At 59.3% G+C, this 24,681-nt stretch carries 18 protein-coding genes, 2 tRNA genes and 1 pseudogene; 5 read left to right on the forward strand and 16 right to left on the reverse strand.

Annotated features, from left to right (window positions below; translation table 11 throughout):
- Nucleotides 1–82 precede the first annotated feature (82 nt).
- Nucleotides 83–823: a lipoyl(octanoyl) transferase LipB gene (gene lipB / locus E3E11_RS00600; protein ID WP_141450706.1), complete on the forward strand. Its 741-nt coding sequence runs from the start codon at nt 83–85 to the stop codon at nt 821–823.
- Nucleotides 824–874: 51 nt separating this feature from the next.
- On the opposite strand, the gene E3E11_RS00605 is transcribed toward lipB, so the two are convergent.
- Entirely contained in the window at nt 875–1,348 is a 474-nt protein-coding gene (locus E3E11_RS00605) for a LolA family protein (protein ID WP_231118933.1), read from the reverse strand.
- Nucleotides 1,349–1,542: 194 nt separating this feature from the next.
- A complete protein-coding gene (locus E3E11_RS00610) occupies nt 1,543–1,824 on the reverse strand; it encodes a BolA family protein (RefSeq protein ID WP_231118934.1) in 282 nt (93 codons plus the stop codon).
- 221 nt (nt 1,825–2,045) lie between these two features.
- On the opposite strand from E3E11_RS00610, the gene E3E11_RS00615 reads away from it, so the two are divergent.
- From E3E11_RS00615 to E3E11_RS00630, 4 genes are all read left to right on the forward strand, one after another.
- Nucleotides 2,046–2,627, forward strand: coding sequence for a J domain-containing protein (locus tag E3E11_RS00615; RefSeq protein WP_141450709.1), 582 nt, complete (start codon nt 2,046–2,048; stop codon nt 2,625–2,627).
- 59 nt (nt 2,628–2,686) lie between these two features.
- A complete protein-coding gene (locus tag E3E11_RS00620) occupies nt 2,687–3,673 on the forward strand; it encodes an AAA family ATPase (RefSeq protein WP_141450710.1) in 987 nt (328 codons plus the stop codon).
- Nucleotides 3,674–3,690: 17 nt separating this feature from the next.
- Nucleotides 3,691–5,706 (forward strand): cobaltochelatase CobT-related protein, encoded by a 2,016-nt coding sequence (locus E3E11_RS00625; protein ID WP_141450711.1) that lies wholly within the window; start codon nt 3,691–3,693, stop codon nt 5,704–5,706.
- A gap of 71 nt (nt 5,707–5,777) precedes the next feature.
- The gene (locus E3E11_RS00630; protein WP_168189173.1) at nt 5,778–6,662 is read left to right on the forward strand and encodes a DUF2125 domain-containing protein; all 885 of its coding nucleotides are present in this window, start codon (nt 5,778–5,780) and stop codon (nt 6,660–6,662) included.
- A gap of 50 nt (nt 6,663–6,712) precedes the next feature.
- On the opposite strand, the gene dnaE is transcribed toward E3E11_RS00630, so the two are convergent.
- The 14 genes and pseudogenes from dnaE to E3E11_RS00700 all read right to left on the reverse strand — a co-directional run bounded on the left by dnaE (nt 6,713) and on the right by E3E11_RS00700 (nt 24,673).
- A complete protein-coding gene (dnaE, locus tag E3E11_RS00635; RefSeq protein ID WP_141450713.1) occupies nt 6,713–10,138 on the reverse strand; it encodes a DNA polymerase III subunit alpha in 3,426 nt (1,141 codons plus the stop codon).
- Nucleotides 10,139–10,208: 70 nt separating this feature from the next.
- The gene (locus E3E11_RS00640) at nt 10,209–10,922 is read right to left on the reverse strand and encodes an ABC transporter ATP-binding protein (protein ID WP_141450714.1); all 714 of its coding nucleotides are present in this window, start codon (nt 10,920–10,922) and stop codon (nt 10,209–10,211) included.
- Nucleotides 10,915–12,162, reverse strand: coding sequence for a lipoprotein-releasing ABC transporter permease subunit (locus E3E11_RS00645; protein WP_141450715.1), 1,248 nt, complete (start codon nt 12,160–12,162; stop codon nt 10,915–10,917). The genes E3E11_RS00640 and E3E11_RS00645 overlap by 8 nt, the downstream gene beginning before the upstream one ends.
- 32 nt (nt 12,163–12,194) lie before the next feature.
- A complete protein-coding gene (gene proS / locus E3E11_RS00650) occupies nt 12,195–13,523 on the reverse strand; it encodes a proline--tRNA ligase (protein WP_141450716.1) in 1,329 nt (442 codons plus the stop codon).
- 25 nt (nt 13,524–13,548) lie between these two features.
- Nucleotides 13,549–15,246 (reverse strand): ribonuclease J, encoded by a 1,698-nt coding sequence (locus tag E3E11_RS00655; protein ID WP_141452017.1) that lies wholly within the window; start codon nt 15,244–15,246, stop codon nt 13,549–13,551.
- 210 nt (nt 15,247–15,456) lie between these two features.
- Nucleotides 15,457–16,302, reverse strand: coding sequence for a type III pantothenate kinase (locus tag E3E11_RS00660; protein ID WP_141450717.1), 846 nt, complete (start codon nt 16,300–16,302; stop codon nt 15,457–15,459).
- A 10-nt stretch (nt 16,303–16,312) separates the two neighbouring features.
- Complete coding sequence (locus tag E3E11_RS00665) at nt 16,313–17,092, reverse strand: biotin--[acetyl-CoA-carboxylase] ligase (protein WP_141450718.1); 780 nt, start codon at nt 17,090–17,092, stop codon at nt 16,313–16,315.
- A gap of 55 nt (nt 17,093–17,147) precedes the next feature.
- A tRNA-Val gene (locus E3E11_RS00670) sits at nt 17,148–17,222 on the reverse strand.
- 171 nt (nt 17,223–17,393) lie between these two features.
- On the reverse strand, nt 17,394–17,684 hold the full coding sequence (locus tag E3E11_RS00675) for an HU family DNA-binding protein (RefSeq protein WP_141450719.1): 291 nt from the start codon (nt 17,682–17,684) through the stop codon (nt 17,394–17,396).
- Between the two features lie 136 nt (nt 17,685–17,820).
- Nucleotides 17,821–20,412 (reverse strand): endopeptidase La, encoded by a 2,592-nt coding sequence (gene lon / locus E3E11_RS00680; protein ID WP_141450720.1) that lies wholly within the window; start codon nt 20,410–20,412, stop codon nt 17,821–17,823.
- 173 nt (nt 20,413–20,585) lie between these two features.
- A complete protein-coding gene (clpX, locus tag E3E11_RS00685; protein WP_141450721.1) occupies nt 20,586–21,851 on the reverse strand; it encodes an ATP-dependent Clp protease ATP-binding subunit ClpX in 1,266 nt (421 codons plus the stop codon).
- 137 nt (nt 21,852–21,988) lie between these two features.
- On the reverse strand, nt 21,989–22,630 hold the full coding sequence (locus E3E11_RS00690) for an ATP-dependent Clp protease proteolytic subunit (protein ID WP_141450722.1): 642 nt from the start codon (nt 22,628–22,630) through the stop codon (nt 21,989–21,991).
- Nucleotides 22,631–23,084: 454 nt separating this feature from the next.
- Nucleotides 23,085–24,398, reverse strand: a pseudogene (gene tig / locus E3E11_RS00695) (trigger factor); the annotation flags it as partial.
- A gap of 190 nt (nt 24,399–24,588) precedes the next feature.
- Nucleotides 24,589–24,673, reverse strand: a tRNA-Leu gene (locus E3E11_RS00700).
- Between the last annotated feature and the right edge of the window lie 8 nt (nt 24,674–24,681).

Below are 24,681 nucleotides of genomic sequence, written 5' to 3' on the forward strand. Positions count from 1 at the left end.
GAACAGGTAAATTTCCATTTCCTGCTGAGCTGAAGGTGAGAAATCTATAGACCACTCCCCCTGAACACGCAACAAATTATTTATGCACTCTCCTGCCTCCTCAGCCCTCCCCCAGCCCTTTCCCTCTTCCTGCTCCCCCCTCTTGTGGGAGCGCTCAGACGGGGTTGTTTCCTATCCCGATGCGCTGAGCCATATGGAGGAACGGGTCGCTGCCATCCGCTGCCAGGCCGCACCCGAACTGGTGTGGCTGACTGCCCATGCCCCACTCTACACGGCCGGAACTTCCGCCCGTCCTGAGGATCTCTTCAACCCGTATGGCTATCCGACCTACAGGGCCGGGCGCGGAGGGCAGTGGACTTATCACGGCCCCGGACAGCGCGTGGGTTATGTCATGCTTGATCTCACCAAACCCCACGGGGTGGTGCCGGCACGTGATGTCCGGGGCTTCGTGAAAGGACTGGAAAACTGGATCATCCGCACGCTTGCCCGACTGGAGGTCAAAGCCTTTCTGCGTGAGGGGCGGGTCGGCGTCTGGTGCTACGATCCCCGCACGGGTCAGGAGGCCAAGATCGCCGCACTCGGCGTCCGCCTGAGCCGCTGGGTCAGCTGGCACGGCATTGCCCTGAACATCAGCCCTGACCTGCAGGATTTTTCAGGTATCGTTCCCTGCGGCCTCAGGGATTACGGCGTGACTTCCCTAGAGCGTTTTCATCCCGGTATTTCCATGGCAGAGGCTGACACCGCTCTGCAGGCCAGCTGGCCCGAAATCTTCGGCTGTGCCCCGGCACCTGAGCCGACAGGTCTTCAGCCTTCCAAGGACTGACCCCTTCCAACCGGACGGCTCAGAACAGGAAGGAGCGGAACGAAAAATCTTTCAGGGGAAAGTAAAGGTCTGCGGTGGCAGCGCGACGCCTGTCCTGACATCATACAGCGCCACCCCGAAGCGATGGCCGCGCCCGTCCACACCCTGAACGCCTCTCAGCTCAAGCCGACCCTGCTCATCGGAAAACTGCAGGGTCAGCAGGCCCTGCGAAGGGTTGCTCGCCTGTGCCAGCGATACCTGCAGGGAAGATGGCCCCCGCTGGACATCGGTCACCTGAATGCCGTCATCGAAGCGCAAGGGCGTACGCAGCAGCATGCCAAGCGGCGTGCGCGACAGAGCCAGCTGGGTTACAGCGCCGCTCTGGTTGTCTTTCAGCACCAGCTTCCCGTCACGTGCGACCAGAATGCGTTCATGGGGCGGGGCATAATTCATGCGCAGAGCCCCCGGGCGATAGAGAAACACCCCGTCGCCCTGCAGCGCGGCCGGCCCGCCTGTCTGCACAAACCCGGCTTCAATGGATTTCACGCCCTCCAGCCACGCTTCCACCTGCCGTGCCTCTGTCTGTTGCACAGGCGGCAGATGGGAATAACCGCTGACAGCACAGCCCGAAAGAAGGCACGCGCTTCCCAAAGCCAGTCCTTGAACCAGCCGGTACCCTGACCGGCGAAACAGAGCGCTAATGCCGCCAGCGACCGGAAGACAGGAACTCACAACAGAAATCATGACGTTTTCTCACCTCGCAGATGAAGTTGCAGGGCGTGAAGGCCGGTCGCGAATTCTTCAGCCAGCAGCTCCTGGACGAATCGGTGTCGTGCCAGGAGAGGCATGCCATCGAACTTTTCGGCGATGATCGTCACTTCATAATGTGTCTGCCCCTTCTGGTGCGGCCCACGTGCCTGGGTCTGCTCCTGGCGCATTTCAACATGTTTGCTGTGGCGCGCGCTCGTATCACGGATTTCCAGGCGCGCAGGGTTCAGAGCTGCCTGCAGAAGGGCGTGCATGCGGTCTTTACGGGTAGAGTTGTTCAACGGTTCTGCGGAGGATGCCCCCTGACCGGGTGCTGACGGAGGTAAGGACATGGAAACGCCTTTCTTCTTTTCAATCTTCAGTAAGAGCCTGCTTCAGCAAGATCCGGCTTCAGCCAAACCTAGCCGCAGGCAATTGCCGGCACCTGCAGGAAGCGCCTTGCGCGCAGGGCGGAAAATTCCCCATATCATTTCTCATGCAACGTCCGACGTCCAAATCCAGAGCACGTGCCTTTGCACCCGATCCTGACGCGCCCAGTCAGACCTGCGATCATCCCGGCTGCGAAGAAGCGGCTGGTTACCGGGCACCACGTGCCCGCTCGGCGCTGCGCAGCTATTACTGGTTCTGCCTGGACCACGTCCGTCAGTACAATGCACGCTGGGATTATTACAAGGGGATGACCCCAGGACAGATCGAGGCCCAGATGCGCGCCGATACCTCATGGCAGCGCCCTTCGTGGAAACTGGGTAACATGGGTGGCCATGTCTCGTTGGATGATCTGACCGACCCGCTGGAGATCCTGCGCCAGCATGGCAGGCGCACGGCCGAAACCCGGGCCGCGAAGCTCGCGCCCGCGCATCTGCGGGACGCGCTGGCGCGCCTCGACCTGAGCTGGCCGGCCACCTTTGAAGAGGTCAAAGCACGTTACCGCCTTCTGGCCCGCAAGCACCATCCCGACACCAATGCCGGCAATGCCAAGGCAGCAGAACGCTTCAAAGCCATCGGCGCGGCCTACAGGACTCTGCGCGATCACTTCACCACCAACGGCCCGACCTGAATATCACCGCCTGGCAGCAAGCCTGCGCCTCTTTCCACTTTAACGACCGGATCCTCTCCATGTCCTCCTCCCTCGCTGATCTGCTTCCCGCACGCCCTGATGCCCTGCGTTCCGCACGGGAGCTGTTCGGCCTTGATCTCGATCTGGAAGTGCCTGTCTGGTCGAAACGCACTGAGCAGGTCCCCGCCCTTGATCCGGATTACCGGTTTGATCCCGACACGACACGCGCCATTCTTGCAGGCTTCACTCACAACCGGCGCGTCATGGTGCAGGGTTTTCACGGCACGGGAAAATCCTCCCACATCGACCAGATCGCCGCCCGGCTGAACTGGCCCTGTGTGCGCATCAACCTCGACAGCCATGTTTCACGTATCGACCTCATCGGGCGTGACGTCATCACCCTGCGTGACGGCCAGCAGGTGACTGAGTTCCGGGAAGGCCTGCTCCCCTGGTGCCTGCAGAACCCGGTAGCGCTCATTTTCGATGAGTATGACGCCGGGCGGCCTGACGTGATGTTTGTTCTCCAGCGCATTCTCGAAAGTGACGGTGCGCTGACCCTGCTGGACCAGAACCGCGTTATCCAGCCCCACCCTTCCTTCAGGCTTTTTGCCACTGCCAACACTATCGGCCTGGGCGATACAAGCGGCCTCTACCATGGTACCCAGCAACTCAATCAGGGCCAGCTGGACCGCTGGAATATCGTCACAGCCCTGAACTATCTTCCAGCCCCTCAGGAAGAATCCATCCTCCATGCCCGCATGAAGCCCCAGATCGAGGCAGGCCAGTTCGACCCGGCACTGATCCCGCCCATGGTGGCGCTGGCTGACCTCACCCGCACCGGCTTCATGAACGGCGATATTTCCACTGTCATGTCACCGCGAACTGTCTTGTCGTGGGCAGACAACATCACGATCTTCCAGGATCCGGCTTTAGCTTTTCGCCTCAGCTTTCTCAACCGATGTGATGAGACCGAACGCGAAGTGATCTCTGAATATTATCAACGCTGCTTCAACGCCTTTCCCCAGACGTCACTTCACGATTCCTGATTTCCGGCAGCTTGAATATGTCTTCCTCTCCTCTTTCCACCTCTCTGGATGACACCCAGCGCCTGAAGACAGTTCTCGCAACAGTCGCACGCACCCTCAGTGGGGATGAGAACACTGCTGCAGACAAGGCCGTGGTTACTGGCGCCTCTATTATCCAAGACCCGAGCGACCGGAAACAGACCCGTCAGCTCATGCGGGGTGAAAGTGACAGCCGCGCGCTCTATCAGCGCCACCATGATTTCAATGCGGCCTCGGAAGCGTTTCTTCCCGGTGCCCCGCCCCCTCTTCCCGGCAGCAGAACGCACGCGGTCCTGGAACAGATGGAGCGTTATCGCTGCGAAGCTCATGGCAGCCGGGATTTCCCGGGAATACAGGCCAATCTCTACAGCGTTCTGGAAGCACGGCTGGGCAGGTTGGGCACCGGCAACATGAACGAGAAATCAGCCATGCCTTCTGGCCTGGCTCTCGAACTGCTCACCTGGGAGGCCCTGAACGAGCGTCCTCTTCCCGCCTCTCTGACAGGCGAGAGCTTCAAGCACTGGCGAAGCAACCTTTCTCCAACCGCCCGCAATCTCCTTGCCAGGATGCGGGCTGCAGAGGGCGATCAGCGCCAGTTCCAGGCACTGTCCCGGCAGTTTCTGGAAGCTGGTCTCAACGCCGCTCAAGAACCGTCAGCCCGGCCTGATTCTGAGCCGAGCGACACGCCGCAATCCACCGCTGCCGACCAGGATTCTGAACGCTCTTCCCCTGCACAGACCCCTGAAGCCCCCGAGAAACGTGGGGAAAGCGTAACAGAAATTCAGCCTGTCCCCTCCGAACCAGCCCTGCATTCCGGATCACACGGGCCAACAGAAGAAGGATCTTTGGATAAGCCAGGGGCCACGGGAACGCTCGATACCCTTTCCACCCCGCTTTCTTCCGAGGAACTGGAGACCCTGCTTGCCTGGGGCGGAGAGCAGGAAGACACCGAAGCTGCAGAAGCGAAAACCGCTTCAGAAGAAAGCCCTCTTCAGGGAGAGGGGCAGACGGGCAGCAAAGAGCGTTCTGCAGGTTATCACGTCTACACCACCTGTTATGATGAAGAGGTGGAAGCCGCTGCCCTGTGTGACGCGGAAGAGCTGCAGGAACTCCAGGAAGAGCTTGAAGCGCTTTCAGTGCAGACCCAGAACGTCGTCAACCGACTTGGCCATCGTCTGCAGCACAGGCTTCAGGCGCAGCAACAGCGGCACTGGTCATTCGATCAGGAAGAAGGCCTGCTGGATGCTGCCCGTCTGCCCCGCCTCATCACGACACCGGGGCTCGGGCTCACCTACAAGCGTGAAAGTGAAAGTTCCTTCCGTGACACGGTGGTCACCCTGCTTCTGGACAATTCCGGCTCCATGCGCGGCCGCCCCATTGCCACGGCAGCACTTTGCGCCGGCATTCTGAGCCGCACGCTGGAACGGTGCAACGTCAAGGTGGAGATTCTCGGTTTTACTACGCGTGCCTGGAAAGGCGGCCAAAGCCGCAAACAATGGCTGAGCGAGGATCGCCCATCCCATCCCGGACGGCTCAACGATCTCCGGCACATTATCTACAAAAGCGCTGATCAGCCCTGGCGACGCGCACGCCATAACCTCGGTGTCATGCTCAAGGAAGGGCTGCTCAAGGAGAACATCGATGGCGAAGCCCTGCTCTGGGCAGCGGGTCGCCTGAAACAACGGCCCGAAAAACGTCGCATTCTGCTGGTTGTCTCAGACGGCGCGCCGGTTGATGACAGCACTTCATCGGCCAACGGACCTGATTTCCTTGACGCCCATCTCCGCGAAGTCGTCACGCAGCTTGAAGCGGATCCGGCTCTTGAACTCCGCGCCATCGGTATCGGCCATGATGTCACCCGCACCTATGCGCACAGCGTCACGATTCGACATGCCGAGGACCTTGGAGACACCCTGATCCGCCAGCTGGACAGCCTTTTTGTCTCTCCTGCCGGGCTCCGGCGCAAGACCGGGAACCGACGCTCCCGCCCGGCAGGCAGACAGGTAGGCAGATAGGTCTGGGCGCCACAGGCCAACAATCCATTGCAACCCGCCCCCTTCTCCGTCACTCTGTAAGGATGAACCAGATGTCTTTTTTCCGTCGTTCAGCAGGCGCTGCGAGCCTGGTAGCAGCCCTTGCAGCGCTGACAGCCCTCTCACCGGCCCATGCCGATACCCTTCCCGGCCTTACGGGCAGCTGCTTCACCTATCAACCCGGCCGGGTCCAGGGAAGCGGTCACCGCATCAGCGCCACAGGTTTCCAGGCCTCATTGCCCGGAACAGGGTATTCCGTTCAGGTGAACCAGCTTTCCCTGACCGATCAGAGCAACCATCTCGACCCTGCCGCCCTGACCCGGCTGAACGCAGCGGCTGCCTATGCGGTGCTTGTCTCCTACAATCACGGACTCCCTGCAGCCTGCCACAATCAGCCTCTGCCGGAAGTGAAGACCCTCACTTCCAGCCTGCCGTCTCTGGAATGGTCCGGCATCACCCTCAAACGGCCCGGTCATAACCTGACTGCAAGCACTGCCAGCCTGCACCTGCTGAGCACCACCCCGCAGGCCCACCTGCGCTTCGCCGCCAATGGCCTGCATGAGACGGATCACCCCATGGTGCCGCAATCGGCCTCAGGCACACTTTCCTTCACGCCTGCCCCCAACCCGCCCTATCACGTGACCTTCGAGAACGTGCAGGCCGTTCTTGACCACAGCACCTTCAGTGCGCAGGGCACCCTTGATGCCGGAGCCTCGTTGCCGCAATCCAATGGTCAGCTTCACGTGACCATCACCGATATCGGCCCGCTCATCGACAAGCTCAATGAGATCGTGTCTCCGAAGACCATGGCCGCGCTGCTCATCGCCCGGCTCATGGGTCATAGCGACGGGCCCCACAAAACAAGCTGGGATGTCGGGCTGGAGAACGGCAAGGTCCGTATCAACGGCATCAAGATCCCGCTTTCCATCGCGCAGTAAGCCGGGCTCCGGGGACTGGCCTTCTGAACTGAAAGGCAATTGGTCTCCGGTCAGCTCTCCTCCAGGCGCAGACCTTCCAGAACCTGCAAGGTTTCAGAAAGGCGCGGCGTCACGCGGTAACGCGCTGGCAGCATGATTTCCACAGCCCGTTCTTCCTCCACCGCCGGCAGGAGATAAATCCGGCCCCTGCCCCCTTCGACCTGCTCCAGCACAGCCTTGAGCTGGGGCAGGACTTCCTCGCGCTCAACCCACAGACGGATCTCCCCGCCATCTTCAGCCGCGGCGCGCTCCAGATCGATCATGCCCTGAACGGTGATCCTGAGCGCGTCCCCTTCCAGCTTGAGCTCTGCTGTCACCACGACTGCCTGACCCGTCACCAGGAGATCGCGGCAGACCCCCAGGGTTTCGGCAAAAAGCGTCACTTCACAATTGCCGCTCGGGTCACTCAGTCCGACCCAGGCCATCTTCTTGCCGGTACGGGTAGGGCGTTCTTTCTTGTCGACCACGCAACCCGCAATCTTGACTTTACTCACCCCCTGCCGGGCAAGTTCTTCCAGCCGGGCCGCCGGTTTCACGCCCAGCCGCTGCAGCACCTTGCGGTAGGCATCAAGCGGATGGGCACTCATGTGGAAGCCGATAACATTTGCTTCCTGCGAAAGGCGCTCAAAATCAGGCCAGGGCTGCACTTTCTTCAAACGCAGCACTTCGCGCATCGGCGCCCCAGCGCTTCCTCCAAACAGCCCGGCCTGTCCGACTTCCTTTTCCTGCGCCCGCGTCTGGGCACGGCGCAGCACCAGCTCAGCATTGGCAAACACCGTATGGCGATCCAGGCCCAGGCTGTCGAAAGCCCCTGCCTTGGCCAGACTTTCAAGCTGAATCTTGTTGATGTGTTTCGCGTCAACGCGTTCGGCAAAATCTGTCAGATCAATAAACGCCTTTCCAGCCCGGTCAGCCACCAGGCCTTCCATGGCTGCTGTACCGACCCTCTTGACAGCTGAAAGGGCATAACGGATGGCCTTGCGCCCGTCAGGAAGGGTCTCAATCGAGAAATCCGCCTGCGATCTGTTGATGTCCACCGGCAGCACTTCAATACCCATCCGGTCCGCTTCCTGGCAGAGGGCTGCCAGTTTGTCGGTTTTTTCACGCGCCAGGGACATGCAGCCTGCCAGGAAAGCTTCCGGATGATTCGCTTTCAGCCAGGCCGTCTGGTACGAAACCAGCGCATAAGCAGCCGCATGGGACTTGTTGAAACCATAATCGGCAAACTTGGCCATGAGGTCGAAGACCTCTTCAGCCTTCTCAGCCGTGATCCCCCGTTTCATGGCGCCTTCCCGGAAGATGGCGCGCTGTTTTTCCATCTCCGAGGCGATCTTCTTGCCCATCGCACGGCGCAGGAGATCAGCGGCACCCAGGCTGTAGCCCGCCATTTTCTGAGCGATCTGCATCACCTGTTCCTGATAGACCATGATGCCGTAGGTCTCTTCAAGGATCGGTCGGATCTCCTCATGAGGTGCTTCCCAATGCGCCCCGTGCTTGCGCCGGCAATATTCGGGAATGTGCGCCATCGGGCCGGGCCGATACAGCGACACGCCGGCAATCAGGTCTTCCAGGCGGCTCGCTTCCATCTGCCTGAGCATGTCACGCATGCCTGCCCCTTCAAACTGGAACACGCCTGCCGTATCGCCACGGGCGAGCATGGCAAAGGTGGCCGGATCATCGAGCGGGATACGCGAAAGATTGATCCTGATACCCATTTCCTCGAGGAAATCGACGCCGCGCTTGAGAATTGTCAGGGTCGTCAGGCCGAGGAAATCGAACTTCACCAGCCCGGCCTGTTCGACAAATTTCATGTTGAACTGAGTTACCAGCATGTCACTGCGCGGGTCCCGGTAGAGCGGGACGAGCTCGACCAGCTTCCGGTCCCCGATCACCACGCCGGCCGCATGGGTAGAGGCGTGGCGGAAAAGTCCTTCCAGCTTGAGCGCGATGCCCAGAAGATCGCGCACGGCTTCGTCCGTATCGCGCATCTCCTGCAGGCGAGGTTCGCTGGCAATCGCCACTGCAAGCGGCGTGGGCTTGGCCGGATTGTTGGGAATAAGTTCGGCAACCTTATTCACCAGGCCGTAAGGCAGACCCATCACGCGCCCGACATCGCGCACGGCCGCCTTGGCCTGGAGCTTACCGAAAGTGATGATCTGCGCCACACGGTCCTGGCCATATTCGTTGCGAACGTAACGGATGACCTCGTCACGCCGGTCCTGGCAGAAATCGATATCGAAATCCGGCATTGAGACGCGTTCGGGATTCAGGAAACGCTCAAACAGCAGCCCGAAGGGAATGGGATCAATATCGGTAATGGTCAGGGCATAGGCCACCAGGGAGCCTGCGCCCGATCCCCGCCCCGGCCCGACCGGAATGTCATGGGCCTTGGTCCACTGAATGAAGTCGGCAACGATCAGAAAGTAGCCCGGGAACCCCATGCCTTCGATGATATCGAGCTCATGCGTCAGACGCTGCTCGTATTGGGTACGTTTCTGCTCTCCGTCCGGCATTACCGCCAGCCGCTTTTCCAGCCCTTCGCGGGCCATGGCGCGCAGGGTTTCAGCTTCTGTACTGCCTTCCCGCACCTTGGAACACACGGGCAGAAGCGGCTTGCGGGTATCGGTGGCCACCGCGCACATGCGGGCAATTGTCAGGGTGTTGTCGCAGGCTTCAGGCAGATCCCCGAACAGGCTGCGCATCTGTACTGCTGGCTTGAACCAGGCTTCAGGAGAAACGCGCCACCGGTCTTCCTCGGCCATGGTCCGGCCCTGGGCGATGCACAGCAGGGCGTCATGAGCCTCGTGCATGTCCGGCACCGCGAAGAAGCATTCATTCGTGGCCACCAGGGGAAGGGCCAACTTATCAGCCAGGGCGATAAGGCGCTCTTCCGTCACGGCTTCACCCGCTTCGCCCAACCGGTTCAGCTCAACAGCCAGATTATCGCCGAAAGCTTCCTTCAGCTGCTCGAGAAAATATTGCGCCTGCTCCTCCTGATCGGTCAGCAGAAGATGGTTCAGGCGACTGCGGTTGCCGCCGGTCAGCAGAAACAGACCGGCCGATTTTTCACACAGAACGTCCAGGGACACGCGCGGATCAGCAGGATCATCGCCGAGATAGCCCTGCGTTGTCAGAAAACGCAGATTCTGCAATCCCTCTTCATTGCGGGCCAGAACAACAAGCGGATCAGCAGGGGCACCGACCTTCTTGCTCAACGAAGGCAGGGCCAGCTGGCACCCGATGATGGGCTGCACGCCCGATTTGCGGCAGGTCTGGGAGAATTCCAGCGCGCCGAACAGATTGCCGCTGTCTGCCAGTGCAACAGCCGGCATGGCGTTCTCAACTGCAAGGCGGACAAGGTCAGGGACGCGCATGGCTCCCTGGCTCAGGGAATAGGCCGAATGATTGCGTAAGTGGACGAAATCTGCATGCGACATGGCTGCAGCTTATCACGCCAGCCGAGTCTCACCCGCATTTTTTCCGGCTGTCCCCTCAGTGAAAGAAAGGCTAGGTTTCCGGGCTGAAAGGGACCAGCTGACCGTCCCGCAGCGTGACTGTCCGGTCCATGGCAGCCGCCAAAGCCGAATTATGCGTGGCTATCAGGGCGGCCACGTCTTCCTGACGCACCATCTGCAACAGTTCTGAAAAAACCTTTTCAGCCGTTCCCTCATCAAGGTTGCCGGTCGGCTCATCAGCCAGCAACAGGCGCGGCCGGTTGGCCAGCGCGCGCGCAATGGCCGTGCGCTGCTGCTCCCCGCCTGAAAGACGGCCTGGCAGGGAATCAATCCTGTGTCCCAGCCCGAAACGGGTCAGCAGGTCCACGGCCCGCTCGCGCGCCTGGGCGGACGGCACCCCTGCTGCCAGCTGGGGCAGCATGACATTTTCACAGGCTGTGAATTCCCCCAAAAGATGGTGAAACTGATAAACGAAGCCGATTTCGTCCCGCCGCAGCGCCGTACGGCCCTTTTCCCCCAGCCTGTCAGTCGACTGGCCGCCTATCAGCACTTCCCCGCTGCTGGGTGCTTCCAGAAGCCCGGCCAGATGCAGAAGGGTTGATTTGCCCGTGCCACTCGGGGCCACCAGGGCCACGATCTCTCCAGGCGGCAGCTGAAAGTCCACGCCACGCAGGATGTTCAGCGTCTCATCGCCGGAGCGGAACCGGCGTGAAACCTTCCTGAGTTCCAGCGCATTTGAGGTCGTTCCCACATCACCCTTACTCATGGCGCAAGGCCTCGATCGGATCGGTCCGGGCAGCCCGCCATGAGGGATAGAGCGTTGCCAGCAGCGACAGGAGCAATGCCAGGGAGACGACCTCAATCACCTGCGACCAGATCAGTTTGGCTGGCAGATGAGACAGGAAGTAGACTTCGGAATTAAAAAGATTGGTTCCGGTCAGGCCTTCGAGCACATGCCGGATCCGCTCGATATTAAGCGCGAAACTGATACCCAGCCCTGTTCCCAGGCACGTCCCCAGCACTCCGACCGAGGCGCCGCACATCAGAAAAATGCGCATGACACTTCCCCTGCTGGCACCGAAAGTACGCAATACGGCAATGTCGCGGCTCTTGTCCTTGACCATCATGATCAGGGAGGAAATGACATTGAAGGCCGCTACCAGAATGATCAGCGTCAGGATCAGGAACATGACATTCTGCTCGACATTCACGGCATCCAGAAAACCATTGGCACTCTGGGTCCAGTCCAGCACACGCAACCGGGGGTCATTCAGGCGGTCGGCAATCGCCTGGCGCACCTGGCCTACATCCATCGGGTCCTGCGTGCTGACCTGAATGAGGGATATCCCGTTGCCCAGCAGCAGAAAATGCTGGGCGCCATTCAGCGGCATCAGAACGACGTTACTGTTGTAGTCGTTCCAGTTGGCATCAAAAATGGCGACGACATGCACCTGCCGCACCCGCGGCATGGTCCCGAAAGGCGTTGCCTGGCCGTTGGGAGAAAGCAAGGTCAGCGAAGAGCCGATCGCCAGACCGGCCCGGCTGGCCAGCGTCACCCCAATGGCTACGCTGTCATCAGCACTGAAAGCTCCCAGGCTGCCGGCAATGACACCCTGGCTGAGAGCGGTCCAGGCTTTGAGATCCTGCGGAAGCACGCCTTCAAGCAGGGCGCCGCTGGAATAATGCGGCGCTTCCAGCAGGACCGTTCCCTGCGCCATGGGCAGCACCTGGGTCACGCCGGGTACCTGCGAGATAAGCTGAACGTCTTCCTGCCAGTTCTCGATCGGCTGACCGGAACCATAAACGCTCATCTCCCCGTGCAGGCCGAGAATGCGCCCCATGAGGTCGGCCTTGAACCCGTTCATGACCGACATGACGATGATCAGCGTTGCCACGCCCAGCGCGATGCCGATCAGGGAAAAAAGAGCGATGAGCGAAGCGAAACGCTCTCCCTTGCGGGCACGGAGATACCGCCATGCCACCACGCGCTCGAAACGGCCAAACATCCCCTAGACCCTCTCAGCCTGCACCCGGCCGTTCACGTTTGCAGGCCTGTCAGGCCCAACTGGCGCGCTGCCTCTGCCAATGGCAGTTCAGTCCGCTCGCCAGTGGCGCGGTTTTTGAGCTCCACCAGACCATTCTTGGCGCTGCGCGGCCCCACAATCACCTGCCATGGCAGGCCCAGCAGGTCGGCATCATTGAATTTCACACCGGCCCGCTCCGAACGGTCATCATACAGGATATTATCCGGATCAGCTCCGTACAGAGCGCCACAGACCCTATCGCAGGCCTCATCGCCGGGACGCAGATTCAGAAGCGAAAAGCGATAGGGAGCCACTTCTGTCGGCCAGATGATGCCGTTTTCGTCATGGGAGGCTTCGATGATGGCCCCTACCAGGCGTGAGACGCCAATGCCGTAGGAACCCATCTGAGGGGCAAAAGGCTGACCGTCGGGACCGCTGACCTCGATACCCATCGCCTCGGTATATTTGGTGCCGAAATAGAAGATATGACCGACCTCAATTCCGCGCCCTTCCCGTCGTTTCTCCGGCGGCAGTTTTTCCCAGGCCTGGACATCATGCTTCTCGTCAGTCGCCGAATAGGTTGTGGCCACGAGATGCTGCAGCTTTTCCAGATCCTGGGGGTTTTCAGGATCAAGAGGGGTCTGGGGCCAGTCAATCGCATCCCAGTCACTGTCATAAAACACGCCGCTTTCCCCCGTGGGCGCCATCACGAGGAATTCATGGCTCAGCTCTCCGCCGATCGGCCCGGTATCGGCCGCCATGGGCACCGCCACCACCCCCAGACGCCGGAAAATGCGCAGGTAAGACAGCATCATGCGGTAATAGCTCCGTACGGCGCCTTCATAGTCCGCATCGAAGCTGTAAGCGTCCTTCATGTAGAATTCCCGCCCCCGCATGACCCCGAAACGCGGGCGGATCTCATCGCGGAATTTCCACTGAATCTGGTAGAGAAGCTGCGGAAGCTCCTTGTAGGACCGCACTGCTGAGCCGAAGAGATCGGTGATCATCTCCTCATTGGTGGGACCATAGAGGAGCTCACGTCCGTGCCGGTCCTCGATCCGCAGCATTTCCGGCCCATAAGCCTCATAACGGCCGGAGCGCCGCCACAGATCCGCCGATTGCAGGGTCGGCATCAGCACTTCCTGAGCACCGATCGCATCCTGCTCCTCGCGCACGATCTGCGCGATGTTGCGCAGAACGCGCAGACCTGCCGGCAGCCAGGCATAAATGCCGGCTGACGTCTGGCGTACCAGTCCCGCACGCAGCATGAGCCTGTGAGAGGCGATCTGTGCCTCGGCAGGCACCTCCTTAAGAGTGGGCTGAAAAGCCTGGCTCAAGCGCATGGAACGGGCACTCCAGATTTTAGGGTCAGACGCGGAGCAGCTGCACGTCCACCAGCGGACGTTTCTGCAGCTTGCGGCCCAGAGCCCGGCGCAGGGCGGTCCGGGCGGCATCGCGAAAAGCCGTTTCGTCCATGCGCAGCTCATCAGGCACTTCATCCAGCGCACGGGAGAAATCTTCCTGGATCCGCTTCACTTCCGGGTCTTCCGGCTCCAGCAGGCCCGGCGCGCTGATGCGCGGCTCACCGATCACATAGCCTTCATCATCAACCGCGAAGCTGGCCAGAACCGCCCCGTTATAGAGCATGCGGCGGCGGGCCGAGAGAACGCCGCCCGTCATCGGCAACAGACGGCCGGCATCAAGCGCCAGACGACCGGTCGGAGCGGTATCAACCACTTCCACCCCGTCTTCAGACAGGTCAACGATGTCACCGTCTTCCAGCAGAACCACCTCGGAGCCCGCTTCATGGGCGAGCGCCGCATGGGCGGTCAGGTGGCGCCATTCGCCGTGCGTGGGAATGCTGAACTTCGGGCGCACCAGGCTGTAGAGATGACGGATATCTTCGCTGGTTGCATGACCGGAGGCATGGACCAGGGCTTCACGGTCGGTAATCACTTCCACGCCATTGCGGGTCAGGCTGTCCTGCACTTCTGCAACCGCCTTCTCATTTCCGGGGATGGCACGCGAGCTGTAGATCACCGTGTCACCTTCACCGAAATTGATGGTGGCGTGGGCATCATTGGCAATGCGCGAGAGAGCCGAACGCGGCTCGCCCTGGCTGCCTGTCACGATCATCAGCAGTTTGTCATCGTCAATCTTGCCTGCTTCCTGCTCAGTGAGGAACTGGGGCACGTCTGCCAGATAGCCGCATTCACGAGCCGCATTCTCAAGATTGCGCAGAGAGCGGCCGACGATCATGACCTGACGGCCGGCCGCCTTGGCTGCCCTGGCAATGCTGTCGATACGCGCCACGTTGCTGGCAAAGCAGGTTACCGCGATGCGGCCCTTCTTCTGGCCGGCGATCAGCTTGGCCAGCGAATCCCGCACGGCCGCTTCAGAGATGGAACCGCCTTCCTTCAGCGCATTCGTGCTGTCGCCGACCATGGCCAGCACGCCTTCATCACCAAGCTGCTTGAACTTTTCCAGATGGCTGCGCGGCCCCACGAGCGGTTCTGGGTCGATTTTCCAGTCCCCCGTATGCACGATGACGCCATGAGGCGTGCGGATGGACAGAGCCTGCGCCTCCACGACGGAATGCGTCACGGGAATGAATTCCAGCTCGAACGGACCGACCTCGAATTCAGATCCTGGCTGTATGACGTGAATGGGCACATCTTTCAGCAGACCGGCTTCCTCAAGCTTGCGGCGCAGCACGGCCGCCGCGAAGGGCGTTGCATAAACCGGGCAACGCAGTTTCGGCCACAGATGCGCCACAGCCCCCAGATGATCTTCATGGGCATGGGTGATGACCAGGCCGCACAGATCCTTGGCATGGCTTTCCAGATAAGCCGGGTCAGGCATGAGGATTTCGGCTTCCGGCGTGTCATTGCCGGAAAAGCCGATGCCGCAATCAACAGCCAGCCAGTAGTTTTTCCCATCCTTACGCAGGCGGTAGAGATTGAGGTTCATCCCGATCTCGCCGGTGCCCCCCAACGGCAGGAAGGAGAGACCGTCCTTTTCTCCAGCCTTCTCCTTGGCGCTGTCCGAACCTGCTTTGTCCGTCATGTTTTTTGCAGGCGCGCCATGACCGACCTCAGTGGTCTTCACACGCGCAACAGCCCCTTTTGAACCTGTCTCGACGCCAGTCGCGTATGCGGGCTTGGCTGCTGTCTTCGTTCTGGTTTCTGCCATGAATATTTCCTGTTCTTTCAAATAAAATGGGGAGTATGGATAAAGTCAGGGACGGCCTGGCCCCTTATGTACAATCTGGATGTTTCAAGAATTGGCCTGAAGCGTGCGGGATGGAAGGGGGGCTGGAAACCTGTTTTCATTCCGACGCGCCAGGAGCTGGAGCCCTTCAAGCGTCAGAGCCGGGGCAATGATGTCGAACAACTGCGTGCCTTCTCCAAACAATGGCGCCAGACCACCGGTCGCTATCACCTTGAAAGGTCGCCCTGACTGACCTGATGAGTTTTCATCCTCCAGGCTCAGCTCCTGACCGATCTGACGTATCAGGCCTTCGACGAGGCCCAGATATCCCCAGTACAGACCGGCACGCATCGCAGTTGTCGTGTTCCGTCCGATAGCTGCTGCAGGCCGGCCGATACTGACACGCGGCAGGCGGGCTGCGGCCTGATGCAGGGCATCCATCGACAGATTTACCCCAGGGGCAATGGCCCCACCAAGATAACGGCCTGCGCTGTCAACCACATCGAACGTCGTGGCAGTACCGAAATCCACCACGATCAGCGGACCCCCGTAAAGATGGTGCGCAGCAAGACCGTTGAGACGGCGGTCTGCGCCCAGCTCATCAGGACTCTCCACACAGACTTCAACCCCCCAATCCAGCGTCCCGTTGGCAATCAGGGGATCAAGATGCAACCATTGCCGGCAGAAACGGCGCAGCTCATAAAGCGCTACCGGAACGACAGTGCCGATGATGGCCTGCTGCACACTTTCCACACCGAAACCCGCTCTTTCCATGAGATCAAGCAACCAGGCCGCATATTCGTCAGCCGTGCGGTGATCATCGGTGGAGATACGCCAGCGACCGACCCATTTCTTTCCATCATGCAGCGCAAAGACGATATTGGTGTTCCCTGCGTCGATGACTAGAAGCATGCTCTCCCCTTCACAAGCACAGCACTTCTCCCGTAACGACAGAGCGAAGCGTGCCGTCATCGCCTTCATGCAACAGGCGTCCCTGCGCGTCCAAACCCGAAAACCTGCCGGAGATATACGTGTCCTGGCTTTTAACTGCAAGCCGCGTCCCCACCGGATGCGCCCGCGCCAGCCAGGCCTGCAGCAGAAATTGCGACCCTTCACACCGCCATCGACTGCACCAGATATCCACCTGAGCCAGAATCAGGGACGCACATTCCTCAGGTCCCACCTCCAGCCCGATTTCTGCCGCGCATCCCAGCACACGTCCAGGCACTTCAGGCGCCTGCGCCAGATTGGCGCCTATACCGATGCAGGCCCAATGTTCACCAGAACCTGCGTGCTGCTCGGAAGAAGGCAAACGCTGACCGGTTTCAATCAGGATTCCGGCCATTTTACGCCCCTGCAGCAGCAGATCATTGGGCCATTTCAGCTGAAACAGCTCTTGCGCGCCGATATTTTTCCGCAAGGCCAGCAGAGTGAATGTCTCGTGCAGAGCCACGGCCACAAGATAAGGCAAACATTGCAGGAACGATCGGCCGTCCTGCTCCATAGGAGAAGGCATGCCCAGCAGAAAGGAAAAAGCGAGGTTTCCTGCGCCTCCAGACCAGCTTCGACCCCGACTGCCCCGCCCGGCGCTCTGCTGGCGGGCCAGGATTGCCAGACCGGCACCCTCGCCTGCTTCAGCACGTTGCCGACAAAGCGTTGAAGTGGAAGGAAGACTTTCAAAGATCTCTAGTCGCCAGGTCATGCAACGTCCGGCACGGGCCGGAATTCACCCAAGACCCTAAGGCTGATCAGGAAACTGGTGGGCAATGACGGGATCGAACCGCCGACCCTCTCGGTGTAAACGAGACGCTCTACCGCTGAGCTAATTGCCCGCTGCAGGTTATGCCCCAAACCTCAGGGAGACACAAGGCACCCGGTCAGAAAGCCTTGCAACCGCCTGTTCCTGGAAGCAGACCGGAATCAAAACAGGCCGTATCGATAAGGACACGGCCTGTAGAGCAGGTTCTACAGCTGAAAACAAGCCCTGCTGTGCTGGCAGCGGATTATTTCTTGCTGACGGCGTCCTTCAGGCCTTTGCCAGGCTTGAAACGAACGGAAGTAGAAGCCGGAATATCAATTTCCTCGCCGGTACGGGGGTTGCGTCCCTTAGCCGCTTTACGCGTAGCTGTAACGAAGCTCCCAAAGCCAACGAGACGAACCTCCTGGCCATTGGCAAGGGTCTGCTCAATGGTGCCGAAAACCGCGTCAATCACATCGCCTGTCTTGGCTTTGGGAAGATCGACCGCCTCGGCAACCGCGGCAATAAGCTCCTGCTTGTTCAGAGGTTTCTCCATGATAGGCCTTTCCGGTGATAGGAGTCTCCGCAGGCGGGAAGCGTTCGCCGCCCACGGAGACTGCGTGGAGGTATAGGCTGCACTATGAAGGGGTTTTCAGGCGCGTCAACAGGGATAATGACACTGAGCGATCAAGTTAGTGTGGAAGCGACTGGGAAGCCACACCTCGGGCTTTAGCCGGAGCTGTTTCCAACAGAGCCCCCGGCAGCGCCGGCTCCAGAGGGCGGGTCAGAGCCAGGCTGAGCACTTCATCGACATGGCTGACAGGCACGATGGTCAGTCCCTGCTTCACGTTATCGGGAATTTCCACCAGATCCTTTTCATTGGCCTTGGGAATGAGAACCGTCGTGATGCCGGCACGCAGAGCTGCAAGCAGCTTCTCCTTGAGACCGCCGATTTCCAGAACCCGCCCGCGCAACGTGACCTCACCGGTCATGGCGACGTCATGACGGACGGGAATCTGCGTCAGCAGACTGACCAGCGCCGTCGTCAGACCGATCCCGGCCGATGGCCCATCCTTGGGCACTGCTCCTTCCGGGAGATGCAGGTGAATGTCGTGCTTCTCCAGCAGCTCGGCTGCTATGCCGAGCTGGCTGGCATGCGCCCGCACATAGGAAAAAGCCGCAGCAGCGCTCTCCTTCATCACGTCACCGAGCTTGCCGGTCTGGTGAATCTGGCCCTTACCTGGGACCAGGGCCGTCTCGATAGTGAGGATTTCCCCCCCGACCTGGGTCCAGGCCAGACCGGTTACCGTGCCGATCTGATCTTCCTGATCGGCCATTCCGTGTTTGAAACGCGGAATACCGGCATATTTCTCCAGATTTTCCGGCGTAACGATCACCTTCTTGGTCTGGCCTGAAACGATTTCACGCACCGCCTTGCGGGCAAGACGGGCGATCATACGCTCCAGGTTACGCACGCCTGCCTCACGCGTGTAGGAGCGGACCAGCTCCAGCAGAGCCTCGTCAGTCACCTTCCATTCCCCGTTTCTCAGGTTGTGGTTGGCAGCCTGTTTGGCCACGAGGTGCCTGCGCGCGATCTGCACCTTCTCCTCTTCAGTGTAGCCGGAGAGCTGAATGATCTCCATGCGGTCGAGCAAAGGCTGGGGCATATCGAGGGAATTGGCCGTCGTGATGAACATGACATCGGACAGGTCATAATCCACCTCGAGATAATGGTCCGAAAACGTCCCGTTCTGTTCGGGGTCCAGCACCTCCAGCAGGGCTGATGAAGGATCACCGCGCCAGTCGGAACCTACCTTTTCGATCTCATCCAGCAGGAAGAGCGGGTTGCTCACCTCTGCCTTCTTCATCCCCTGAATGATCTTGCCCGGCATGGCGCCGACATAAGTGCGGCGATGACCACGTACTTCGGATTCGTCGCGCATGCCCCCAAGCGACATCCGGACGTAATGCCGACCGGTCGCCCGCGCGATGGATCGGGCCAATGAGGTCTTGCCCACCCCCGGCGGGCCGACGAGACACAGAATGGGGCCTTTCAGTTTCCGCGAGCGTGACTGAACCGCCAGATATTCGAGAATGCGTTCCTTGACCTTCTCAAGGCCGTAATGATCCGCATTGAGGACGGCTTCGGCCTTTTCCAGGGAGCGCTGAATGCGCGAACGCTTGTTCCACGGCACGCCAACGAGCCAGTCGAGGTAATTCCGCACCACGGTGCTCTCAGCTGACATCGGGCTCATACCCTTCAGCTTGCGCAGCTCCGTGCGGGCTTTGTCACGGGCTTCTTTCGGCATTTTGAGAGTTTCAATCTTCTCGCCGAGTTCAACCAGATCGTCCGCACCGTCCTCACCGTCACCGAGCTCTTTCTGAATCGCCTTCATCTGCTCGTTGAGATAATATTCGCGCTGCGTCTTCTCCATCTGTTTCTTGACGTTGCCGCGAATGCGCTTTTCAACCTGCAGAACCTCGATTTCGCCTTCCATATAGCCGAAAACACTTTCCAGCCGGGCTGTCACGGAAGTCGTTTCCAGCAGGGCCTGCTTTTCGGGAATGCGCAGCGATAGATGGCTGGCAATCGTGTCGGCAAGGCGGCTTGGGTCATCAGCAAGATGCCCGATGGAGGTCAGAATCTCCGGGGCGATCTTCTTGTTGAGGCGCGCATAATCCTCAAAGCGCCCGAGCACTGAACGGGCCAGCGCTTCACGGCTGGCAAGCGTCCCCTCAGAAGTATCCGCAAGCTCTTCCACCGTGGTGGTAAAACAGGTGCCGTTATCTCGGAGATCGGTCAGGCGCACGCGCCGGATACCCTCCACCAGGACCTTGACCGTTCCGTCGGGCAGTTTCAGAAGCTGCAGAACATTGGCAACCGTGCCGGTACGGTAGATGTCGTCAACACCTGGCTCATCCTGGGCAATGTCCTTCTGAGCCACAAGAACGATTTCCCGGTTTTCCGGCGTCATGTTCTCGAGCGCATGAACGGATTTCTCACGTCCCACAAACAACGGCACGATCATGTGAGGGAATACGACGATGTTGCGCAACGGCAGGACCGGCAAAGCGGCCTGATCTCCCGTCTCCTCCACGGAGGCGCCAACTGGGATGCCACGTAGCTCGGGAGTGGTTTTCATGGTTTTTTCAGTGTCAGCGGAAGCCTGAGTTCCAGGGGAAGATGTAACTATTTTCTGCTCCGTCATGGCCATGTCTTTTGCCACATCTTTCGCCGTTTTCGTTTTGCGGCGCGTGCGGGCTGGCTTGATGTCTTTGGTCATTTCAACGATCTCCCGTTAAAGGACGATCTCTCCCTTTCGGAGCTTTCAGCAGCTCACGAAATGAATAAAACTGATACGTGTTTCATAGATGGCGATGGAGGGGCGGCAGAACAATCCCCGCCCTTCCTTAAAGATCAGGCATTACCCCGAAAGCTGCGGGGCGGCACGGCTGTTCAGGCGGATTGCTCCGTAGGCTCACAGGCGTCAGGACCATAGACATAGACGGGGGACGTCCTGCCTTCCGCAACCTCACGGTTGACGACCACCTTCTCGATGCCAGTCTGGCCGGGCAGTTCGAACATGGTCTCCATGAGAATCTTCTCCATGATGGAACGCAGGCCACGAGCGCCGGTCTTGCGCTCGATCGCCCGATGCGCAATGGCCTGCAGGGCGTCCTCAGTGAAGACCAGCTCCACCCCTTCCATCTGGAACAGGCGCCCATACTGCTTGATGAGCGCATTGCGCGGCTCGGAAAGGATGCGCACCAACGCCTCTTCGTCCAGGTCCTCAAGCGTCGCCACGACCGGCAGACGACCGATGAATTCCGGAATCAGGCCGAATTTCATCAGATCTTCAGGTTCGATGTCTTTCAGGACGCTGCCGAGCCGACGTTCTTCCTCACCTCGCACATCGGCTCCGAAGCCGATGGCGCTCCCCTTGCCGCGGGCATTGATGATCTTGTCCAGCCCCGCGAAGGCGCCTCCGCAGATAAACAGCATATTCGTGGTATCAACCTGCAGGAACTCCTGCTGGGGATGCTTGCGGCCACCCTGAGGCGGCACGGAAGCGACAGTTCCTTCCATCAGCTTGAGAAGCGCCTGCTGCACGCCCTCGCCCGAGACATCACGCGTAATCGAAGGATTTTCCGCTTTGCGGGTGATCTTGTCGATCTCATCAATATACACGATCCCCCGCTGCGCCCGCTCGACATTATAGTCTGCAGCCTGCAGGAGCTTCAGGATGATGTTCTCCACATCCTCCCCGACATAACCAGCTTCAGTCAGGGTAGTGGCATCCGCCATCGTGAAGGGCACGTCAAGAATACGCGCAAGCGTCTGGGCCAGCAGGGTTTTTCCCGTCCCCGTCGGACCGATCATCAGAATGTTGGACTTGCCGATTTCGACATCGTCATTTTTCTCACTCTGACTCAGGCGCTTGTAGTGATTGTGAACGGCAACAGCCAGGACCTTCTTGGCCTCCGCCTGTCCGATCACGTAATCATCGAGCACCTTGCGGATCTCGCGTGGCGTGGGAACACCTTCGCGGCTTTTGAGGGGGTTGGAGCCATGTTCCTCACGGATGATATCCGTGCATAGCTCCACACATTCATCACAGATGAAAACCGTGGGACCCGCAATCAGCTTTCTGACCTCGTGCTGCGACTTGCCGCAGAACGAACAATAAAGCGTATTTTTCGAGTCGCTGCTGTTTTCGCTCATTACCGTTCCTTTTGCGTCGCGTCTTGCAACCGGTCTGCTCGGTATAGACAGCAAACGCTTTCACAATTCCGCTCAGAATAACTCTCCTGCCCGCAAAGCACAAAAGTCATTCTTCACTCCCCGACCTCAGGGGTGGTTCAGGCAGCCGCCTGCTGGACCGGATGGCGGGTGACCACCTCATCGATCAGACCGAAGGTTTTGGCTTCTTCGGCCGACAGATACCGGTCCCGCTCCAGCGCCTCTTCGATTTCCTTGAGACTGCGGCCGGTATGTTCACGGTAGATCTCATTGAGGCGATGGCGGATCTGCAGGATTTCGCGAGCCTGGATCTCGATATCGGAAGCCTGACCCTGCGCCCCACCGGAAGGTTGATGCACCATCACGCGTGAGTTGGGTAACGCAAAACGCCGCCCGGGCTCACCACCGGCCAGCAACAGCGACCCCATGGAAGCAGCCTGGCCGATACATACAGTGCTCACGGGGCAGCGGATGTACTGCATGGTGTCATACATGGCTAAACCAGCCGAGACCACACCACCGGGACTGTTGATGTAAAACGAGATTTCCTTCGTCGGATTGACGCTTTCAAGATAAAGCAGCTGCGCGCAGATCAGCGAGGACACCTGGTCATAAACCGGACCCGTCAGGAAAATGATGCGTTCCTGCAGAAGACGTGAATAGATATCAAACGCCCGTTCACCACGGGAGGTCTGCTCAACCACCATGGGAACAAGCGCGTTGTTGAGAACTTCAAGCGGATTACGATCCCCAATGGTCATCATTCAGTTCCTTCAAGCCCTTCCCAGCTGGAAGCGGCGATAGTCACGATAGTCACGATAGTCATGTCACAAGTCATGTTCATCAGAAATGGGGTAGGACTGCGCCAGTTTTAAAGGGGCAGCTTTAGAAAAGCTGTGCTTTTTGTCTTTTCCCGCACCTTTTGCCTGAACCCTGCTTCCCCTGCAGATAACACAAGCACCTCATGTAACACGGGATGCAATACGGGGCGCCCGTCATCCGGGCGCCCCGTAAGGAGGCTCATCAGATCAGACCCTGAAGACCAGGACCCGAACCGGTCACGCAACACCGATTACATAACGTGAATCAGTCAGCCTTGGGCGCCTCAGCCTCCTTGGCCTTTTCTGTAGCTTTAGCCTCCTTGTCTTTAGAGGTCTTGCTTTTTGCCTTGGAAGCCTTCGGTGCTTTGGCCTTGGAAGACTCCTGGCCCTTTTCAAGATCAGCCAGTTCCTCGGCGGCCACTTCCTTTTCGGTCACATCAGCCTGCTCAAGCAGCCAGTCCACGACCTTGTCTTCCAGAAGCGGTCCGCGCAGCCCCTCGATCGCCTGAGGATTTTTGGTGAAGAATTCGAACACCATCTTTTCCTGACCGGGATAACGCCGCGCTTCCTGCTGCATAGCACCCAGCAGTTCCTCACGGCTTACCTCGATATTTTCCTTGCGGGCGATTTCCGCCAGGAGCAGGCCCAGTTTCACCCGGCGCTCAGCAATATCGTGGTATTCCTTCTTGAGCGTTTCTTCGTCTTTGGCGGCTTCTTCGGGATCCAGACGGCCGGCCTTGCGCTCTTCCTCGATCCGCGCCCAGATCTGGTTGAACTCAGCTTCCACCAGGCCCTGCGGGGCTTCGAAATCAGTCTGCTTGGCAAGCTCGTCCAGCAGGTCACGCTTGATGCGCATGCGTGACAGCTGCTTGTACTCGCCTTCCGCCTGTTCAGAGATCAGCTTGCGCATCTGGGCAAGGTCTTCAAGGCCCAGCGATTTGGCAAGCTCGTCATCCACCTTGGCTTCCACGGCTTTCTTGAGCGCATTGGCCTTGACGTCAAAGGCCGCTTCCTTGCCTGCCAGTTCCGTGGCGGGATAATCAGCCGGGAAGGTTACTGTGATGGTACGTTCCTCGCCTGGCTTCAGCCCTTCCATCTGCTCGGCAAAACCGGGGATGAATCCCTGTCCCCCCAGCTCGACATTGACGTCTTTGGCAGTGCCCCCCTCAAAAGGCGTGCCATCCACCTTGCCCACGAAATCGACGTTCAGGATATCACCCTTGCCGGCCGGGCGCACATCTTCGACAGTTTCGAAACGCTTATTACGGCCTGCGATATCTTCGAGTGCCCTGTTAACGACCTCATCAGCCACCTTGCTGGTCAGGCGGGTAAGCTTGACGCCCTTCAGGTCAGGAACGGGGATCTCGGGCATCACCTCGAATTCGATCTTGAATTCCAGATCCTTACCGTCATCACCCTTGGAGACCAGCTCGACCTTGGGCTGAGTGGCAGGGCGGAGATCATTTTCCTCCAGAAGCTTGGCCACGCTTTCCTGAAGTTTCTTTTCCATCACTTCGGCATTCACCGAATCACCGAAACGCTGCTTGAGAACGCTTGCCGGCACCTTGCCCGGACGGAAACCGGGCAGATTGGCATTCTTGCCGACTTCCTTCAGGCGCTCCTCACGGGCGGCCTGCAGGTCAGCGGAAGGGACAGCGACGGTGAAGGCACGCTTGAGGCCTTCATTAAGCGTGGGCGTAACCTGCATGAGCCAGGCGATCCTCTCGGTCAGTTGAATCTGTTAAATCTGAATATGTCTAAATCTGTCGAATGAAGCATCAGTCGAATCCGCCCCTGAACAACAGAATCAGGTCATAAGGTCGCTGAAAGAAACGCAAAAGAAAAGACCCGCAGATTGATCCGCCAAACGGATCAGTTGGCCGGAGAGAGGCTGAAAATGGTGCGGGCGGAGGGACTTGAACCCCCACAGCCAAGGCCACCAGAACCTAAATCTGGCGTGTCTACCAATTTCACCACGCCCGCATTGTCTC

The organism is Oecophyllibacter saccharovorans, from assembly GCF_006542375.1.
In the GTDB taxonomy this organism is placed as follows: domain Bacteria; phylum Pseudomonadota; class Alphaproteobacteria; order Acetobacterales; family Acetobacteraceae; genus Oecophyllibacter; species Oecophyllibacter saccharovorans.

Bases quoted from the DNA above. Each gene is read 5' to 3' on its own strand.
- dnaE (WP_141450713.1), bottom strand. From the start codon at position 10,138: ATGTCGCATGCAGATTTCGTCCACTTACGCAATCATTCGGCCTATTCC.
- E3E11_RS00645 (WP_141450715.1), bottom strand. From the start codon at position 12,162: ATGTTTGGCCGTTTCGAGCGCGTGGTGGCATGGCGGTATCTCCGTGCC.
- E3E11_RS00625 (WP_141450711.1), top strand. From the start codon at position 3,691: ATGTCTTCCTCTCCTCTTTCCACCTCTCTGGATGACACCCAGCGCCTG.
- clpX (WP_141450721.1), bottom strand. From the start codon at position 21,851: ATGAGCGAAAACAGCAGCGACTCGAAAAATACGCTTTATTGTTCGTTC.
- E3E11_RS00660 (WP_141450717.1), bottom strand. From the start codon at position 16,302: ATGCTTCTAGTCATCGACGCAGGGAACACCAATATCGTCTTTGCGCTG.
- E3E11_RS00620 (WP_141450710.1), top strand. From the start codon at position 2,687: ATGTCCTCCTCCCTCGCTGATCTGCTTCCCGCACGCCCTGATGCCCTG.
- E3E11_RS00690 (WP_141450722.1), bottom strand. From the start codon at position 22,630: ATGACCATTGGGGATCGTAATCCGCTTGAAGTTCTCAACAACGCGCTT.
- E3E11_RS00630 (WP_168189173.1), top strand. From the start codon at position 5,778: ATGTCTTTTTTCCGTCGTTCAGCAGGCGCTGCGAGCCTGGTAGCAGCC.
- E3E11_RS00610 (WP_231118934.1), bottom strand. From the start codon at position 1,824: ATGCACGCCCTTCTGCAGGCAGCTCTGAACCCTGCGCGCCTGGAAATC.
- E3E11_RS00640 (WP_141450714.1), bottom strand. From the start codon at position 10,922: ATGAGTAAGGGTGATGTGGGAACGACCTCAAATGCGCTGGAACTCAGG.
- E3E11_RS00615 (WP_141450709.1), top strand. From the start codon at position 2,046: ATGCAACGTCCGACGTCCAAATCCAGAGCACGTGCCTTTGCACCCGAT.
- E3E11_RS00665 (WP_141450718.1), bottom strand. From the start codon at position 17,092: ATGACCTGGCGACTAGAGATCTTTGAAAGTCTTCCTTCCACTTCAACG.
- lipB (WP_141450706.1), top strand. From the start codon at position 83: ATGCACTCTCCTGCCTCCTCAGCCCTCCCCCAGCCCTTTCCCTCTTCC.
- lon (WP_141450720.1), bottom strand. From the start codon at position 20,412: ATGACCAAAGACATCAAGCCAGCCCGCACGCGCCGCAAAACGAAAACG.
- proS (WP_141450716.1), bottom strand. From the start codon at position 13,523: ATGCGCTTGAGCCAGGCTTTTCAGCCCACTCTTAAGGAGGTGCCTGCC.
- E3E11_RS00655 (WP_141452017.1), bottom strand. From the start codon at position 15,246: ATGACGGACAAAGCAGGTTCGGACAGCGCCAAGGAGAAGGCTGGAGAA.
- E3E11_RS00675 (WP_141450719.1), bottom strand. From the start codon at position 17,684: ATGGAGAAACCTCTGAACAAGCAGGAGCTTATTGCCGCGGTTGCCGAG.